Here is a 15,847-nt window from a genome sequence, read left to right as displayed (position 1 = left end):
GTATTGTTTGGGGAAACCCGATCGGCATATCCCCTTCGCCCCGTTTACGGGGAGAAGGTGGCCGGCAGGCCGGATGAGGGGCAGTCTCGGGCTGACCGCCAGGATACTGCGCCATGAACGCCCCCGCCGACAGCGCCGTCGCGCAATATTTCTCCACCATCCGCGCCGCCCTCGGCGGCCTTGAGATCTTCCTTGCCGACCGCAACTCGCCGCTCTACCGCAACAGCGTGGTGGGCGAGATCGTCGTGCCCTATCTTGCCCGGCTGAAGGCCTCCTTCGCCTGCTGGGAGAACCGCATCGGTTTCGTCCAGCAGTTCCGCGTCTCGCGCGCCGAGAGCGGCTTTCCGGTGTTCCAGAACGTGCTGGAACTGGAGAACGACCGGCAGAGTGCGGAAAAGCGGCTCGCGGCGATTCCGAATGCCGACCAGTTGCGCGGCGAGATGGCGGATTTCATCCTGCGTCACAAGGCGTTTCCGGGCGATCTCCAGGCGCGCATGGCCGAGCGGCTCTATCTGGAGCAGATCGGCAAGGGCGACATCTTCTCGCCTTTCGTGCTGCCGGAGACGATCCGCGTCGCCGTCAATCCGAAGACCATGCGGCCCTATTACGTCGTCTGCTGGGGCGCCTTCGACGGCACGGCGACGCTGCCGATGGTCTACATGGCGACGATCGAGGATTCGAGCGAGAACGTCATCAAGATGCTCGTGACCAAGGACGGCAAGCTCAATCCTGACGTGGACATCCCGCTGCCGGTCGGCGGCCTGCTCAATCCCGAGCTTGCCAGCCGCTTCGACGATTTCGCGCTGAAGAACAGCGCCTATTCGCTCACCCCCGCGACGATCGCCACCAATCTCGACCGGGATTTTCCGACGCTCCATCCCAAGCAACTGCGCCGCATCGTGCTGGGGCCGTTCTATTCGGCTGGCATCACCGAGAACAACGAGCGGGTCAACGAGATCCTTTCCAAGGTTCGGAAGCCGGAAAACGCCTGGCTGCTGACCTGGACGGTGCAGGAGGTCTTCTCCAAGGCCGAGCGCCCGGCGAAGAAGGGTTTCTGGAGCTCGACCCCGGCGCAGGAGGAGTTCCATATCGAGACCGACGATCTCGAAGCGGCCCGCATGGGCGTCAGCGCCTATGAGAAACACGCGCTGGTGCCGCACGATGCCTATCAGGCGCTCTATGCCGCGGGCGAGACCGCCGGCATTTTCGGCGCCTACAAGGTGCATGTGATCTCGGGAAACCAGGTGATCAGCGAAGGGTAGGGCTATTCTGGAACGATCGGCGGGCCGGCCTGCCGGCTCGCCTTCACCTTCGCCGTGTCGCGCGTCTTGCCGATCTCCCGGGAGATTGGCTGCAAACCGCTCCTTGGGGAGCCAGAAATCCCTCGGCGCCTGTTCACCGCCGAACTTTCAGAAGGACTGAGACCGATGAGCCTCAATGCCGGACTGACGACGATCCACGAAGACGATATTGCCAAGCACCAGGCGACGGCGCAGAGCCTCGTCACCAAACTCGTCATCCTCGAAAGCGACGACGGCAGACAGGGCACCGCGCTTGCCGGCACCGGCCGGCGTTTCGTGTCGACGGTCTCGACCGCCGGCGCGCGGCGCACGCGCGAGGTGGAGCTGGCAAGGACCATCCAGTCCGTGCGCGCCGCCGACCCGCTGCTCTCGCCGCAACAGCATGCCGTGCTCTTCCGCTCCCGCCGTGGTCTTCAGGTCGCCCTGGCGGTGACGGATGCCTTTTCCCGCCAGACCAATCTCGAAGGCCTGCAATCGCGCAATCTCGCCTCGCCCCTGACGGGCGACGAGGCGAACCAGTTCAAGGCGCTGCTTGCCGGCTCCGCCTACATCGCCGCCTTCACCTTCGCCGCCTATCTCGGCGCGACGCTGCCGGGCGAGGGCGAACCGGTGGAGGACGGCGGCGAGCCGGACTATCTCTTCGACACGCCGCAGGACGCGCTGAAGAGCATGGTCGCCGGCCTCGACCGGACGATTGCCGGTGCGCCGGACGATGCGGCGCTCGTTTCCCGCGCCCGCGCCTTCGCTCGCGTCGCCATCGAGGGGTTGATCAGCCGCCGCGCGCGCTTTACCGGCCTTGCCGGCTTCGAGAATGCCCATATCCGCATCGAGCAGGACGATTTCACCCTCTCCGGCTTCGACGTTGCGCCCGGCCAGAAGCGCAAGCCGCTCACGATGACCTTCAAGAAGCCGGAGGAGATCATCGGCAACCACATCGCCAAATACCAGGCGATGAAGCTCGCCAAGATGCTCGTCGCCTATGATTTCGAGCGCCAGCTCAACCCCTTCGTCGAACTCGGCGGTTTCCTCTTCACCTTCATCGGCGACGGCATGCCCGGCACCGGCAAGACGATCCTCATCCAGATGCTCGCCGGCCTCGTCAACGATTACTGCCAGACCGCCGGCTACGCCTTCCATTACGAGAATTTCGGCGTCGACCAGATTTCCTCCTACCAGGGCAAATCCGGCCAGAACTGCAAGGAATTCGTCAACAACGTCATCAACCCCAAGGCGATCGGCTTCGGCACGATCGACGACGTCGACCAGGTCGCCGCGAAACGTTCGGACGACCGGGCCTCGGCCGGCCAGCACGAGGTGACCGCGGTGCTGATGGAGAGTTTTGCCGGCGCCTCGACCGTGGTGCGCGGCAACTGCACCTTCGGCATGTTCTCCAACTATCCGGAAAATGTCGACGATGCGCTGCGCCAGCGCGCCGGCGCCCGCTGGCTGGTCGACGGGCCGCAGACCGAGGACGACTATATCGACATCTTCGCCATGCTGGTCGGCAGGAACCACTCGATCCCGCTCGGCGCGCACACGCTCTTCGAGGGCCAGGAGATCAAGCGTGCCGTCTCCACCTCCTACGAACAACATGCAAAACCAAAGGAAGAGGGCCTTCTGGCCGTGTGGGAGATGCACGAGAAGGAGCATGGCGCCATCAAGTCGCTCGCCGATGTCGGCGCCTATCTCCATCGCATCAAGATCGCCGAGCCCCGCTTCACCGGCCGCGCCATCAAGAACATCACCGACGCGATCAAGATGCGCGCCATGGACGTGGACCTGCCGGACGACTGGTTCGCCACAGCCGGCGCCTTCATGCACAAGGGCTACGACGAGAAGAAGGCGATGATCGAGGAACTGCGCGGCCCGATCACCATGGAAATGGTCCTCCAGGAGATCAACCGCTACGCCGACAGCGAATTCCGCTATACGGACAAATCCGACGACGCGGCGGTTTCCGACATCATCCGCCGCGAACGCCAGCGCGAGAAGGCGATCCGCGAGATCGAGACGATGAAGGCGGAGGGTCGGTGGTAGTGAGTGCGGCATTTGCCCCTCATCCGGCCTGCCGGCCACCTTCTCCCCGTAAACGGGGCGAAGGGGATATGTCGGGCCGGTTTCCCCAGCCAATATCCGTTCGTGAGGCAAGTCCCCTCTCCCCGCTTGCGGGGAGAGGGTTAGGGTGAGGGGCAAATGCGCGGCGCGGACGGTAAAAAGACCGAAAGAGCACGGCAATTGCGCCAAGTCGACAATGATGCGGAAACATTGCTTTGGTCGGACCTGCGCGGGCGGCGCCTGAACGGTTTCAAGTTCGTGCGGCAGCTTGCGATCGGCCCCTATTTCGCAGATTTCGCCTGTCGGGAGAAAATGCTGGTGGTCGAGGTTGACGGAAGCCAGCATGCGGGTAGTGAATATGACCGGAAGCGAAATGAATTCATGGGCATGAATGGCTGGTCCGTTGCCCGTTTCTGGAACATGGACGTGATAACGGAGCGCGAGGCTGTGTTGGAGACGATCGTGGCGATATGCGAGGGCCGGCTGGCGGAGCGCACGTCTGGGACAGACTTTACGTTCCTGCCCGCGCCGGAGAGCGCATGAAACGCCTCCTCGAAGCCGAATTGATCTATGGACGGCTGCTGCCGATCGATGAGCCGCATCTGGTCGAGCGCTACAACAAGGCGCTCGACGGGTTCGGCATGCGCCGCACGGAGCTCACCAGTTTCCGCATCGACATGACCGGTTTTTCGCCCGAAATCGCCGACGAGCTCGGCGATCGGGACTATCTCGATCCGAACCGCGTCAACCGTCGCTTCATCATCATGACGCCGGAGCAGGTAAACCTGCCGGTCGTGCATACGAGCTTTTCCAACACCGCGGCGCTGATGCACGAGTTCTTCTCGGCCAACGCCCGGGCGATCAACGCCATCACCATCCGCGACGCGCTCTATGGCGAGATCGAGGACTCCGTCTCCGTCGTCAACGACATCGACGACCTGCTCTCGATCAACGAGGTGCGCTTCAAGGTGCTGTCGGCGGAGGACATGCTCGGCAAGGCGGGGGAGCTGCGCGGCCTCGTCGACCGGCTGAAGACCGTGCCGAATGCCTGGGCGGACGACGCCATGCTCAACCGCATGGTGGAACTGGCGAAACAGACCGGCGACATCCGCCAGAACGCGCTGGTGCCCGACCAGCTCGTCTTCCGCCACGAGGCCTATTGGGCGAACCATTTCGGCGGCGTCTACGTCTTCCTCGACGACAAGACGACGACGGTCATCTGCGATCCGACCGTGCCGGGCTTCCGTCGCTCCCGGCCCTGGCAGGTGAGCTATATCGCGCTCGACGACCACAAGCGCATCTTCGATTTCCTCGCCTCCACCAGGCGACTGGAGCTGCCGCGCGCCTCCTGGGTGGAGCCGTCGGGCCTCTTCCAGCACCGGGCGGAGATGACGGTGGTCGGCCTCGTCAACCGGGGTGATCCGACCGCCGATCTCGAAAAGGCAGACCGCATCTGGCTGCAGACCTGGATGCATCGCAATGCCGAGCTCATGGCGCGCGACGGCACCTATCCCTTCCTGCAGGAGGCGATCCGAACGCTTGCGTCGACGGGGGAGATCAAGATCGCCGACGTGCCGCCGGAGCGGCGCTTCATGCTGGTGCGCGCAGCGCCCGAGCATCCGGACCAGTGGCTGGTCAACCGCCTGATTTCACAGATGGTTCCCTATGATTTCGTCTCGCGCTTCGTCTTCGACAAGCAGGGGTTCTACGCCGCCTACGAGCACTACAGCGAAAAGTTCCGCGAATACGTTGTCGCCACGTTGACGCGAACCTATCTGCAGGACAAGGCTGCCTTCCGCAGGAAACTTTTCGGTATCAGAGAGGACGACGCCCATGCTTGACCCGATCGTCGCGTTCTTCCAGCGCATCTTCGCGGCCATCGGCCGGGGCATCGGCCTCGTGATCGCCTGGGTTCTCTGGCCGTTCCTCACGGTGGCGAACTGGTATCGGGCCCGCGGCTGGATCATCAAGGGGCCGATCGGCATCGGCCTTGTGCTGCTCGTCGGCTTCTATGCCTATTTCATCTGGCAGACCCAGATGTGGAGCGGCTTCAGCCCGGATTACGTGAACAGCTACAATCTCGCCCAGCGCAAGCAGGATGCCGGCAGCGCATCGAGCGGGCAGGCGACCACGCCGGCAGCGGGCGAGGTCGCCGAGCCGGAGCCGAAGACCTGCGTGCGCTCGGCCATCGTCGATGTGACGGCCGATCTCATCGACTACAACGTCAACCAGAATGCGTGGATTTCGTCCATGCTGCTCTACAAGCTCGGCCTCTTCGGGCTCGACTGGGACCGCACGCCCTGGTTCGACAACAAGGCCTCGTTCCAGCGCGGCATCAACCAGGCGGTCCGCCGCACGGCGGTCGAGCTCGTCGATTCGCTCGGCCGCGTGCGTGGCACCTCGGGCATCAATGCCGATCTCCAGCGGGCCCGCGGCAATATCCAGTTCGATGAGGAGACCTGGTATTTCGGCTCGGATTCGCTTCTGCCGAAGACGCCGACGCCGACCTATTACCGCACGGCGATGGCGGATCTGCGCAAGTTCAACGCTGCGCTGGAAGCCTGCGAGGCGATCTTCGACGGCCGTTCGGACAACCTGATCGAATTCCTCGACCGCATCGCCAACGACATCGGCTCGACCTCCGCCATCATTCGCGAACGGTCGGAGTTCCACAATGGCGGCTGGTTCGACACGCGTGCGGACGACCGCTACTGGTTCGCCTACGGCCAGCTCTACGGCTATTACGGCATCCTTTCGGCTGCCGGCGCCGATTTCGATGCGGTCATCAAGCTGCGCGGCATCGAGCCGATCTGGACGGAAAGCATCAAGCAGTTGCGGTCCGCCCTCAACATCCAGCCGGCGATCATCTCCAACGGCCGCGAGGACGGCTGGATCATGCCGACGCATCTCGCCACGATGGGCTTCTATGTCCTGCGCGTGCGGTCCAATCTCGTCGAGATGCGCGACGTGCTGGCGCGGTAGTGAGCGAATAGGGCGTTGCGAATAGCGAATAGGGGCAAGATCTCTTTCGCTATTCGCTATTCGCTATTCGCTATTCGCCGCAAATTTATCTCCCCATGTCGTTTCTGGTCTAGCGGGCGGCAAAACCCGGTGTGGCATTGCCCCCGGCTTCACGATGAAATGGCGCGGCAAATAAAGAAGGAAGCACCGCCGTCAGGGGAGGAGACCCGGTTGCGGTAGCTGTGCCGAGAGGGAGCGACACCGCATGGCCGACGTGAAATCCGATATCGAAATTGCCCGCGCCGCGAAGAAGAGGCCGATCCTGGAGATCGGCGAAAAGCTCGGCATTCCGCCGGAGCACCTGCTGCCCTACGGCCATGACAAGGCGAAGATCAGCGCCGAATTCATCGCCGCGCAGAGGGGCAGGAAGAACGGCAGGCTGATCCTCGTCACCGCGATCAATCCGACGCCGGCGGGCGAAGGCAAGACGACGACGACGGTCGGCCTCGGCGACGGCCTCAATCGCATCGGCAAGAAGGCGATCACCTGTATCCGCGAGGCCTCGCTCGGCCCCTGCTTCGGCGTGAAGGGCGGGGCGGCCGGCGGCGGTTATGCGCAGGTCGTGCCGATGGAGGACATGAACCTCCATTTCACCGGCGATTTCCACGCCATCACCTCGGCGCACAACCTGCTTTCCGCCCTTATCGACAACCACATCTACTGGGGCAACGAGCAGAACATCGATATTCGCCGCATCGCCTGGCGGCGCGTCATGGACATGAACGACCGGGCGCTGCGCCACATCGTCGCCTCGCTCGGCGGCGTCGCCAACGGCTATCCGCGCGAAACGGGTTTCGACATCACGGTGGCCTCGGAGGTCATGGCGATCCTCTGCCTTGCGACCGACCTGAAGGACCTCGAAAAGCGGCTCGGTAGCATCATCGTCGGCTATCGCCGCGACAAGTCGCCGGTCTTTGCCCGCGACATCAAGGCGGATGGCGCGATGACGGTGCTCCTGAAGGACGCCATGCAGCCGAACCTCGTGCAGACGCTGGAGAACAATCCGGCCTTCGTGCATGGCGGTCCCTTCGCCAACATCGCCCATGGCTGCAACTCGGTCGTCGCCACCACGACGGCGCTGAAGCTTGCGGACTATGTGGTGACGGAAGCCGGCTTCGGCGCCGATCTCGGGGCGGAGAAATTCTTCGACATCAAGTGCCGCAAGGCCGGGCTGAAGCCGGATGCGGCGGTCATCGTCGCCACCGTGCGCGCCATGAAGATGAACGGCGGGGTGAAGAAGGACGACCTCGGCCGGGAGAACATCGACGCGGTGAAGAAGGGCTGCGCGAATCTCGGCCGCCATGTGCAGAACGTCAAGAAGTTCGGCGTGCCCGTCGTGGTCGCCATCAACCACTTCATCTCGGATACGGATGCGGAAATCCAGGCGGTGAAGGACTATGTCGCGACGCTCGGGGCCGAGGCGATCCTCTGCCGGCACTGGGCGCTCGGCTCGGCGGGCATCGAGGACCTGGCGCACAAGGTGGTGGAGCTTGCCGAATCCGGACTGTCGCAGTTCTCGCCGCTCTATCCGGACGAGATGCCGCTGTTCCAGAAGATCGAGACCATCGCCAAGGACATCTACCACGCCGGCGAGGTGATCGCCGACAAGTCGGTGCGCGACCAGTTGCGCATCTGGGAGGAGCAGGGCTACGGCAACCTGCCGGTCTGCATGGCCAAGACGCAATATTCCTTCTCGACCGATCCGAACCTGCGCGGCGCGCCCTCGGGCCACACCGTACCGGTGCGCGAGGTGCGCCTTTCGGCCGGCGCCGGCTTCGTCGTCGTCATCACCGGCGAGATCATGACCATGCCGGGCCTGCCGAAGGTGCCGTCGTCGGAGAAGATCTTCCTCAACGAGGAGGGGTATATCGAGGGGTTGTTCTGAGGCGGGGAGGCGGGCGTGTCGGCGCTCTCGCAAACCTTCCCTCCGTCATGGCCGGGCTTGACCCGACCATCCACGCCACACCCGCCGCATGGATCCTCGGGTCAAGCCCGAGGATGACGGAGGGGAGGGAGGAGGATGACGGAGAGAGAGAGAGAGAGAGAGAGAGAGCCGGATCGTTCAAGACGATCTGGCAGGTGGTCTTACGTCCTCCCGAGATAGTCCAGCTTGCCGACGGGAACGCCGTTGTGGCGCAGGATCGCGTAGGCGGTGGTCAGGTGGAAGTAGAAATTCGGCAGGGCGAAGGTGAGGAGATAGTCCTTGCCGGTATAGCTCGTCTCGCCGCCCCGCGTCTTCAGCACGACGGTGCGTTCCGCCGCGCCCTCGAAGGCGGTTTCCGGCACGGTGGCGAGATAGGACACCGTGTTCGCGATGCGCACGCGCAGATCGGCCAGCGTGGTTTCGTCATCGGGAAAGCTCGGGGCGTCGGAGCTGGTCAGGCGGGCGGCGGCGCCCTTGGCCGTGTCGCTCATGCGCTGGATCTGGCCGGCGAGCGAAAGCATGTCCGGCGCAAGGCGGGCGTTGACCAGGACCTCCGGCTTGATCTTCCTTTCCTCCGCAAAGGCCTCGGCCTTGTCGAGCAGCTTGGTGAGCACGGTAAATCCGCGCTGGAAGGCCGGGATGGCGAGGTCGTAGGGGGGAATAGACATGGACGGGAACCTTGTTGGGCGGAAATGTCGGAAGGCCGCGGGGCCATGCCTGACATAGGGGCTGCCGCCGGTCTTTTCAGGAGCAGGGCGAAATATAATCCGCCCTACCAGCAATAGCGGTAGCCGCCACGCCGCGCCTTCACGTCGAGATGCAGGTGGTTCTGGTGCGCCGCGTCGCTGCCGGGGTCGAGCACCGTGGTGAAGTAGAGGCAGGCGGCTTCCGTGATCGCGCGCTGGAACGCGCCGTCGAGGGTCGGTTCCTTGTCGGCTGGGCGGATCGTGACGGTCTTGCCGCTTTTCAGCGCAAAGCCGGCAATGTCGACGGCATTGCCAAAGGCATGCTCTGAGATCCTGCCTTCCTCGGCGCCGTTGCGGTTGCGGCATATATAGGCCGAGGCCTGGGAGAGCACCGTGATGGTCTCGCCGGGCATGGCGGCCTCGAGCGAGGGTTTCACCGATCCCTCCATCCAGCGGGCAAGCTGCAGTGCGGTCTCGCAGCGGATGGTCGCGGCGGGTTCGACCTTGATGTCGCCAGGCAGGCTGTCGAGCAGGACGGGCCTGTCTATGCCGCAGGCCTTGCCGTCGTTGACGGCGGGCGCCTCTTCGAAACGGGCGCCGATGGCCTTCAGCGCCGTCCGGCAGGCGGCATCCTGCTTGTCGTCCTCCTGCGGTCGCTCCCTGGCCTTCTCCGCGTCGTCCTTTGCCTTGCGTTCGGCTTCGGTGGTTTCGGCCGGCGCCTTTCCGGTTTCCTCTTCGGTCTTCCGTTCCGGCCTTGCAACCGGCAGGGGGCCTTCCTTCGGCAGGTCGGCGGCGCCGGCCAGAACGAGGAGGGCGGCAAGAAGGGCTGGTCGATGGAGCGTGACGATGGTTTCGTCTCCCGGCTGACACGATCAGCGGGGAAACGCCGGAAAACGGATTTGGTTGCCGGTGGTGCGGTCAGATGCCCGCGCCGTGGGTGATTTCCATCGCCGGGCGGCACTGGCCGATGAAGTCGTCCACGATCGCGCGCACGCGCTGGATGAGGTGGACACTGTCGCCACCGTCATTGTCTTCGATGATGTCGAGGAAGAGGCCGATCAGGGTGCGGGCCTCGTCGGCGTCGCACGGTTCGTGCCGATAGAGGGTGTCGAAGGCACGGGCGATCCTGCCGTCCAGCTTCTTGAACTCCGGCGTTTCGTAATCTGCGATCGTTTCCGCGAGCAGGATCTGCATCTTGCGGAACTGTTCCACCATGATGGAGACCATGGATTCTTGCCTTGATGTCGATGTTTTGCCGTGCGCAATTAGCATATGCTCACGGAAGCGGCAAACTTCCGGGCATGGCGAATTTTCGCCATATTGACGGATTGTTTCACGGTTCCGGCTCCGGGCGCAGCAAGTGCAATGGCGGGTGATGCGGGCGCGCAACATCCCGAAAGCCGTGTTGCGCGGGCTGCAAACGGCCTTGCGCGCGCCCGCACTTCACGCTAACACTCCGCTCATGGAAAAGATGATCATCATCGCTGGCTGGTGGTGGGCTCGCTGAGGCGGCCTTGACCAGTCATGCGTGATTGAGACGACAAGCCGCCCGGAACCTTCGAGGCGGCTTTTTCTTTTGGGCCGTCGTCACGGGACCGGGCCTGAAACGGAGTTGGGGAATGGCCACGAAAATTCTGGAAGACGGCGCCGAAGCCTACGAGACGAAGGGCGGGGTGACCGTCACGCGCCGCCGCCGCGCCGCCGACTATGCGCACGCGATTTCCGCCTATGTCGACAAGCTGGACGAACGGCGCGGCGCGGTCTTCTCGTCGAACTATGAATATCCCGGCCGCTATACCCGCTGGGATACCGCCGTCGTCGATCCACCGCTCGGCATCTCCTCCTTCGGCCGCGCCGTCTGGATCGAGGCCTACAACGGCCGCGGCGCGGTGCTGCTCTCCCTCATCGCCGACCGTCTGGCGGAGGTGCCGGAACTGGCGCTCGGCGCCCGCACGGAAAGCCGCCTCGATCTCGAGGTGAAGCTTCCCGATCGGGTCTTCACCGAGGAAGAGCGCTCCAAGATGCCGACGGTCTTCACGGTGCTGCGCGCCGTCACCGACCTCTTCCATTCCGCGGAGGATGCCAGCCTCGGCCTCTACGGCGCCTTCGGCTACGACCTCGCCTTCCAGTTCGATGCGATCGACCTGAAGCTCAAGCGGCCGGACGACCAGCGCGACATGGTGCTGTTCCTGCCGGACGAGATCCTTGTCGTGGACCACTACGCCGCCAAGGCCTGGATCGACCGCTACGACTTCGCCAAGGGGGGGCTTTCGACGGAGGGCAAGGGCGAGGCGATCGCGCCAGAGCCGTTCCAGACCGTCGACGTGATCCCGCCGCATGGAGACCATCGTCCCGGCGAATATGCCGAGCTGGTGGTCAAGGCCAAGGAGAGTTTTCGCCGCGGCGACCTTTTCGAGGTGGTGCCCGGCCAGAAGTTCTTCGAGCGCTGCGAGAGCAAGCCGTCGGAAATCTCCCACCGTCTCAAGGCGATCAACCCGTCGCCCTATTCCTTCTTCATCAATCTCGGCAACCAGGAATATCTCGTCGGCGCCTCGCCGGAAATGTTCGTGCGCGTTTCCGGCCGGCGCATCGAGACCTGCCCGATCTCCGGTACGATCAAGCGCGGCGACGACCCGATCGCCGATTCGGAACAGATCCTGAAGCTGCTCAACTCCAAGAAGGACGAATCCGAGCTCACCATGTGCTCGGACGTCGACCGCAACGACAAGAGCCGCGTCTGCGAGCCGGGCTCGGTCAAGGTCATCGGCCGCCGGCAGATCGAGATGTATTCGCGCCTCATCCACACGGTCGACCATATCGAGGGGCGCCTGCGCGACGACATGGACGCCTTCGACGGCTTCCTCTCGCATGCCTGGGCCGTCACCGTCACCGGCGCGCCGAAACTCTGGGCGATGCGCTTCATCGAGGCGCATGAGAAGAGCCCGCGCGCATGGTATGGTGGGGCGATCGGCATGGTCGGCTTCAACGGCGACATGAATACGGGCCTCACGCTGCGCACCATCCGCATCAAGGACGGCATTGCTGAGGTGCGCGCCGGGGCGACGCTGCTCTACGATTCCAACCCGCAGGAAGAAGAAGCCGAAACCGAACTGAAGGCCTCCGCCATGATCGCAGCCATCCGCGACGCCAAGTCCGGCAATTCCGCCAAGGTGCAGCGCGACGTCGCCGCCGTGGGCGCCGGGGTGAACATCCTGCTCGTAGACCACGAGGACAGTTTCGTCCACACGCTTGCCAACTATTTCCGCCAGACGGGCGCGACGGTCACCACCGTGCGCACGCCGGTTCCCGAAGAGGTGTTCGACCGCATCAAGCCGGATCTCGTCGTGCTCTCGCCCGGCCCGGGCAATCCGAAGGATTTCGACTGCAAGGCGACGATCAAGAAGGCGCGGGCGCGCAACCTGCCGATCTTCGGCGTCTGCCTCGGCCTGCAGGCGCTCGCCGAGGCCTATGGCGGGGAGCTGCGCCAGCTCGCCATCCCCATGCACGGCAAGCCCTCGCGCATCCGCGTGCTGGAGCCGGGCATCGTCTTTTCCGGCCTCGGCCGCGAGGTGACGGTCGGCCGCTACCATTCGATCTTCGCCGACCCCGCCACGCTGCCGCGCGATTTTATCATCACGGCGGAGAGCGAGGACGGTACGATCATGGGCATCGAGCATGCCAGCGAGCCGGTCGCGGCCGTGCAGTTCCACCCCGAATCGATCATGACGCTCGGCCAGGATGCCGGCATGCGCATGATCGAGAACGTGGTGGCGCATCTTTCGAAAAAAGCGAAGGTAAAAGCCGCCTGAGGCTTTGACAAAACGGCCGAACTGGCCGATATCGACCCCAAGAGAAAACCGCGTGCACGTCCCCGTGCGCGCGGTTTTGCGTTGATGGGCCAGGCTTTTTGCAACTCGGTTGCATGCGCATGGAGAGTGGCATGGAAAATTCCGACAGGGTCAAGCGGCTGGCGCTCTGGGGCATCCCGCTGGCGTTTTTCGTGATGGGGCTGAAGCTGGTCGCCTGGTGGGTGACGGGGTCCGTGGCGCTGCTGTCGGACGGGCTGGAATCGAGCGTCAACGTGGTCGCCGCCATCGTCGCCTTCGCGGCGATCACCTATGCGGCCAAGCCCGCGGACAAGACGCATCCTTTCGGCCACCACAAGGCGGAGTACCTGTCGGCGGTCCTGGAGGGCGTGCTGATCGTCGTGGCGGCGCTGCTCATCGTCGCCGAGGCGCTGCCGGCGGTGCTGGCGCCCGCGCCCATGGAGGCGCCGGCGCTGGGTCTTGCCATCAACTTCCTTGCGGGCGTCATCAACGCGGCCTGGGCCTATACGCTCATCCGGGCGGGAAAACGCTATCGTTCGCCGGCGCTTTCGGCGGATGGGCAGCATATCCTGTCGGACGTCGTGACCTCGGTCGGCGTGCTCGTCGGCCTCGTTCTCGCCATCGCCACCGGTTATGCGGTGCTCGATCCGCTGCTTGCGGTGCTCGTCGCGCTCAACATCCTTTATCAGGGCTGGAAGGTCATCGCCCATTCGGTCGACGGCCTGATGGACCATGCGGTGGAACCGGAGGAGGCGGAGGCTATCCAGGCGGCGATCGCCGCCAGCGGCGCGGGCTCCCTCGGCGTGCACGACCTGAAGACGCGCAGGGCAGGGGCCGCGACATTCGTCGACTTTCATCTCGTCGTGCCGGCGCGGATGCCTGTCGGCGAGGCGCATGACATCTGCGACCGGCTGGAAGATGCCATCCGCGCCGTGCAGCCCGGCGCGCAGATCGCCATCCATGTCGAGCCGGAGACGGAAAAGGCCCATGGAATCAGGGTGAAGATCGAAGAGGTTCACAATGAGCAAGACTGACGTATCGGGACTGTCGCAACTCGGCCAGGCGGTCGACCTGCCGGCGGGCCCGGAGACCGCCGTTCTGGAAAAGGTGCCGAGCAATCACGCCGGCACGGATTTCGTCGTGCGCTTCACGGCGCCGGAATTCACCTCGCTCTGCCCGATGACCGGCCAGCCGGATTTCGCGCATATCGTCATCGACTACATCCCGGACGGCTGGCTGGTCGAATCGAAATCGCTGAAGCTCTACCTGCATTCCTTCCGCAACCACGGCGCCTTCCACGAGGATTGCACCATCGACATCGCCAAGCGCCTCGTCGGGCTGCTGGAGCCGAAATGGTTGCGCATCGGCGCCTACTGGTATCCGCGCGGCGGCATTCCGATCGATGTGTTCTGGCAGACGGGCGATGCGCCGAAGGGCGTGTGGATCCCGGACCAGGGGGTGCAGCCCTATCGCGGACGCGGGTGAAGGCGGCGGGTTTTCCCGCCGCCGCAAGGCATCAGCCGAAGGCGAGCACGAGGCCGGCGAGCGCCGTGATGGCCCCGAGGAGGCGGGCCGCGATGGCGCCGCCCGAAAGGCGCGCGATGCTAAGGCCGAGCCCGATGCCGGCAACGTGCAGCAGCGCCGTCGCGACGACGAAGCCGATGCCGAATTCTAGGGCGCCGGCGCTGCCGAGTTCGCCGCCATGGGCATGGCCGTGGAAGAGCGCGAAGACGGCGACGATCGCGGCCGAGGCCGCCGTGTCGAGTTTCACCGCCATCGCCACGAGCAGGCCGAGGGCGACGACCGAGGCGAGGATCGCCGGCTCGACGAAGGGCAGGTCGACCCCCGCAAGCGCAAGGCCGAAGCCGATCGCCATCGTGGCGACGAAGGCGGCCGGCACGCCCCAGAGCGCCTTGCCGCCGATCTGCGCCGCCCAGAGACCGACGGCGACCATGACGAGGATATGGTCGAGGCCGAAGAGCGGATGCGAGACCCCGGCCATGAAGGAGCCGTGTTCTTCCGGGTCGAGGTGGGCGAAGGCCGGTGCGGCCGTGATGGCGAGCGCGGCCAGCGCCAGCGGAATGCGTCTGATCATGGTGTCCCCTGTTCCGCCGGCCTGGGGACGGCCGGCGCCTTTGATCGGTAAGGACGGCATCGTAGGGGCGATGCCGGCGCCAAGTCCATACGCAAAGTGCGCAGGCGACCCGCCGGGGCCGCATCGGACCTGTCGCATTTACCCTGTTTTCCGGTGGCGCGGCGAGGCTCTATCGCCGCCTATCGGTTTTGTTGCATTGTCTTGGCCGGTGAGTCGCATTATCTGACAGCGACAGGACTATTGACGAGCAATCCGGAGACTTTGGATGAGCGACGAAGACGACAAGAAGACGGAACTGCCCCTGGGCAAGGAAACGGAGGCGAACCTTTTCAAGTCGCGTTCGATCTTCATCTATGGGCCGATCAACCAGGAACTGGCGCAGAAGGTCTGCTCGCAGCTCGTGGCGCTCGCCGCCGCCAGCGACGAGGACATCCGCATCTACGTGAATTCGCCGGGCGGCCATGTCGAATCGGGCGATTCGATCCATGACATGATCAAGTTCATCAAGCCGAAGGTCTGGATGATCGGCACCGGCTGGGTCGCCTCCGCCGGCGCGCTGATCTATGTCGCCGCGCCGAAGGAGCAGCGCCTCTGCCTGCCGAACACGCGCTTCCTCCTGCACCAACCGTCGGGCGGCACCCGCGGCATGGCGTCGGACATCGAGATCCAGGCCCGCGAGATCATCAAGATGAACGAGCGCCTGAACAAGATCTTCGCCGACGCCACCGGCCAGCCGATCGAGAAGATCGCCAGGGACACGGACCGCGACTACTGGCTCTCGGCCGAAGAGGCCAAGGGCTACGGCCTCGTCTCGCGCATCGTGACCTCGCAGGCGGATATCTGAGGCTTTCCGGTCCCTTGCTCCACCCTCTCCGTCATCCTCGGGTCAGGCCCGAGCATGGCGAAGGAGGGGTTTGCGGACCTCGTGAACACACGAA

Annotated in this window: 14 protein-coding genes; 10 read left to right on the top strand and 4 right to left on the bottom strand. The window is 64.4% G+C overall.

The window, feature by feature from the left end:
• The first annotated feature begins 113 nt into the window (after window positions 1–113).
• The 6 genes from shn_RS13205 (at window position 114) to shn_RS13180 (ending at window position 8,262) form a co-directional block, all read left to right on the top strand.
• The gene (locus shn_RS13205; RefSeq protein ID WP_064330812.1) at window positions 114–1,262 is read left to right on the top strand and encodes a hypothetical protein; all 1,149 of its coding nucleotides are present in this window, start codon (window positions 114–116) and stop codon (window positions 1,260–1,262) included.
• Between the two features lie 165 nt (window positions 1,263–1,427).
• Entirely contained in the window at window positions 1,428–3,338 is a 1,911-nt protein-coding gene (locus tag shn_RS13200; RefSeq protein ID WP_064330811.1) for an AAA family ATPase, read from the top strand.
• A 156-nt stretch (window positions 3,339–3,494) separates the two neighbouring features.
• Entirely contained in the window at window positions 3,495–3,899 is a 405-nt protein-coding gene (locus tag shn_RS13195) for an endonuclease domain-containing protein (RefSeq protein ID WP_064330810.1), read from the top strand.
• Entirely contained in the window at window positions 3,896–5,197 is a 1,302-nt protein-coding gene (locus shn_RS13190; RefSeq protein ID WP_064330809.1) for a DUF6638 family protein, read from the top strand. Before shn_RS13195 ends, shn_RS13190 begins: the two co-directional genes overlap by 4 nt.
• Window positions 5,190–6,338, top strand: a complete 1,149-nt coding sequence (locus shn_RS13185) for a DUF2333 family protein (protein WP_064330808.1) — start codon at window positions 5,190–5,192, stop codon at window positions 6,336–6,338. The genes shn_RS13190 and shn_RS13185 overlap by 8 nt, the downstream gene beginning before the upstream one ends.
• A gap of 244 nt (window positions 6,339–6,582) precedes the next feature.
• Window positions 6,583–8,262 (top strand): formate--tetrahydrofolate ligase, encoded by a 1,680-nt coding sequence (locus shn_RS13180; protein WP_064330807.1) that lies wholly within the window; start codon window positions 6,583–6,585, stop codon window positions 8,260–8,262.
• Window positions 8,263–8,462: 200 nt separating this feature from the next.
• Here the strand turns inward: shn_RS13180 and shn_RS13175 are convergent, their stop codons facing one another.
• The 3 genes from shn_RS13175 to shn_RS13165 all read right to left on the bottom strand — a co-directional run bounded on the left by shn_RS13175 (window position 8,463) and on the right by shn_RS13165 (window position 10,214).
• Complete coding sequence (locus tag shn_RS13175; protein WP_064330806.1) at window positions 8,463–8,969, bottom strand: DUF1993 family protein; 507 nt, start codon at window positions 8,967–8,969, stop codon at window positions 8,463–8,465.
• A gap of 104 nt (window positions 8,970–9,073) precedes the next feature.
• Window positions 9,074–9,589, bottom strand: a complete 516-nt coding sequence (locus shn_RS13170; RefSeq protein ID WP_245337410.1) for an extensin family protein — start codon at window positions 9,587–9,589, stop codon at window positions 9,074–9,076.
• A 316-nt stretch (window positions 9,590–9,905) separates the two neighbouring features.
• Window positions 9,906–10,214, bottom strand: coding sequence for a hypothetical protein (locus shn_RS13165; RefSeq protein WP_064330804.1), 309 nt, complete (start codon window positions 10,212–10,214; stop codon window positions 9,906–9,908).
• Between the two features lie 392 nt (window positions 10,215–10,606).
• Between shn_RS13165 and shn_RS13160 the strand changes: the two genes are divergently transcribed.
• The 3 genes from shn_RS13160 (at window position 10,607) to queF (ending at window position 14,299) form a co-directional block, all read left to right on the top strand.
• Window positions 10,607–12,796, top strand: coding sequence for an anthranilate synthase (locus shn_RS13160; RefSeq protein WP_064330803.1), 2,190 nt, complete (start codon window positions 10,607–10,609; stop codon window positions 12,794–12,796).
• A 131-nt stretch (window positions 12,797–12,927) separates the two neighbouring features.
• Window positions 12,928–13,848, top strand: a complete 921-nt coding sequence (locus tag shn_RS13155; protein ID WP_371328563.1) for a cation diffusion facilitator family transporter — start codon at window positions 12,928–12,930, stop codon at window positions 13,846–13,848.
• Window positions 13,835–14,299, top strand: coding sequence for a preQ(1) synthase (gene queF, locus shn_RS13150; protein ID WP_064330801.1), 465 nt, complete (start codon window positions 13,835–13,837; stop codon window positions 14,297–14,299). Before shn_RS13155 ends, queF begins: the two co-directional genes overlap by 14 nt.
• Before the next feature lie 31 nt (window positions 14,300–14,330).
• Here queF and shn_RS13145 read toward each other — a convergent pair whose 3' ends face one another.
• A complete protein-coding gene (locus shn_RS13145) occupies window positions 14,331–14,909 on the bottom strand; it encodes a HupE/UreJ family protein (RefSeq protein WP_064330800.1) in 579 nt (192 codons plus the stop codon).
• Window positions 14,910–15,174: 265 nt separating this feature from the next.
• Between shn_RS13145 and shn_RS13140 the strand changes: the two genes are divergently transcribed.
• On the top strand, window positions 15,175–15,753 hold the full coding sequence (locus shn_RS13140; protein ID WP_064330799.1) for an ATP-dependent Clp protease proteolytic subunit: 579 nt from the start codon (window positions 15,175–15,177) through the stop codon (window positions 15,751–15,753).
• Window positions 15,754–15,847: the final 94 nt, after the last annotated feature.

Origin of the sequence: Shinella sp. HZN7, from assembly GCF_001652565.1 — a bacterium.
GTDB classification, from domain to species: domain Bacteria; phylum Pseudomonadota; class Alphaproteobacteria; order Rhizobiales; family Rhizobiaceae; genus Shinella; species Shinella granuli.
Note: the sequence above shows the minus strand (reverse complement) of the source record. Positions and strands in the feature narration are given on the sequence as shown.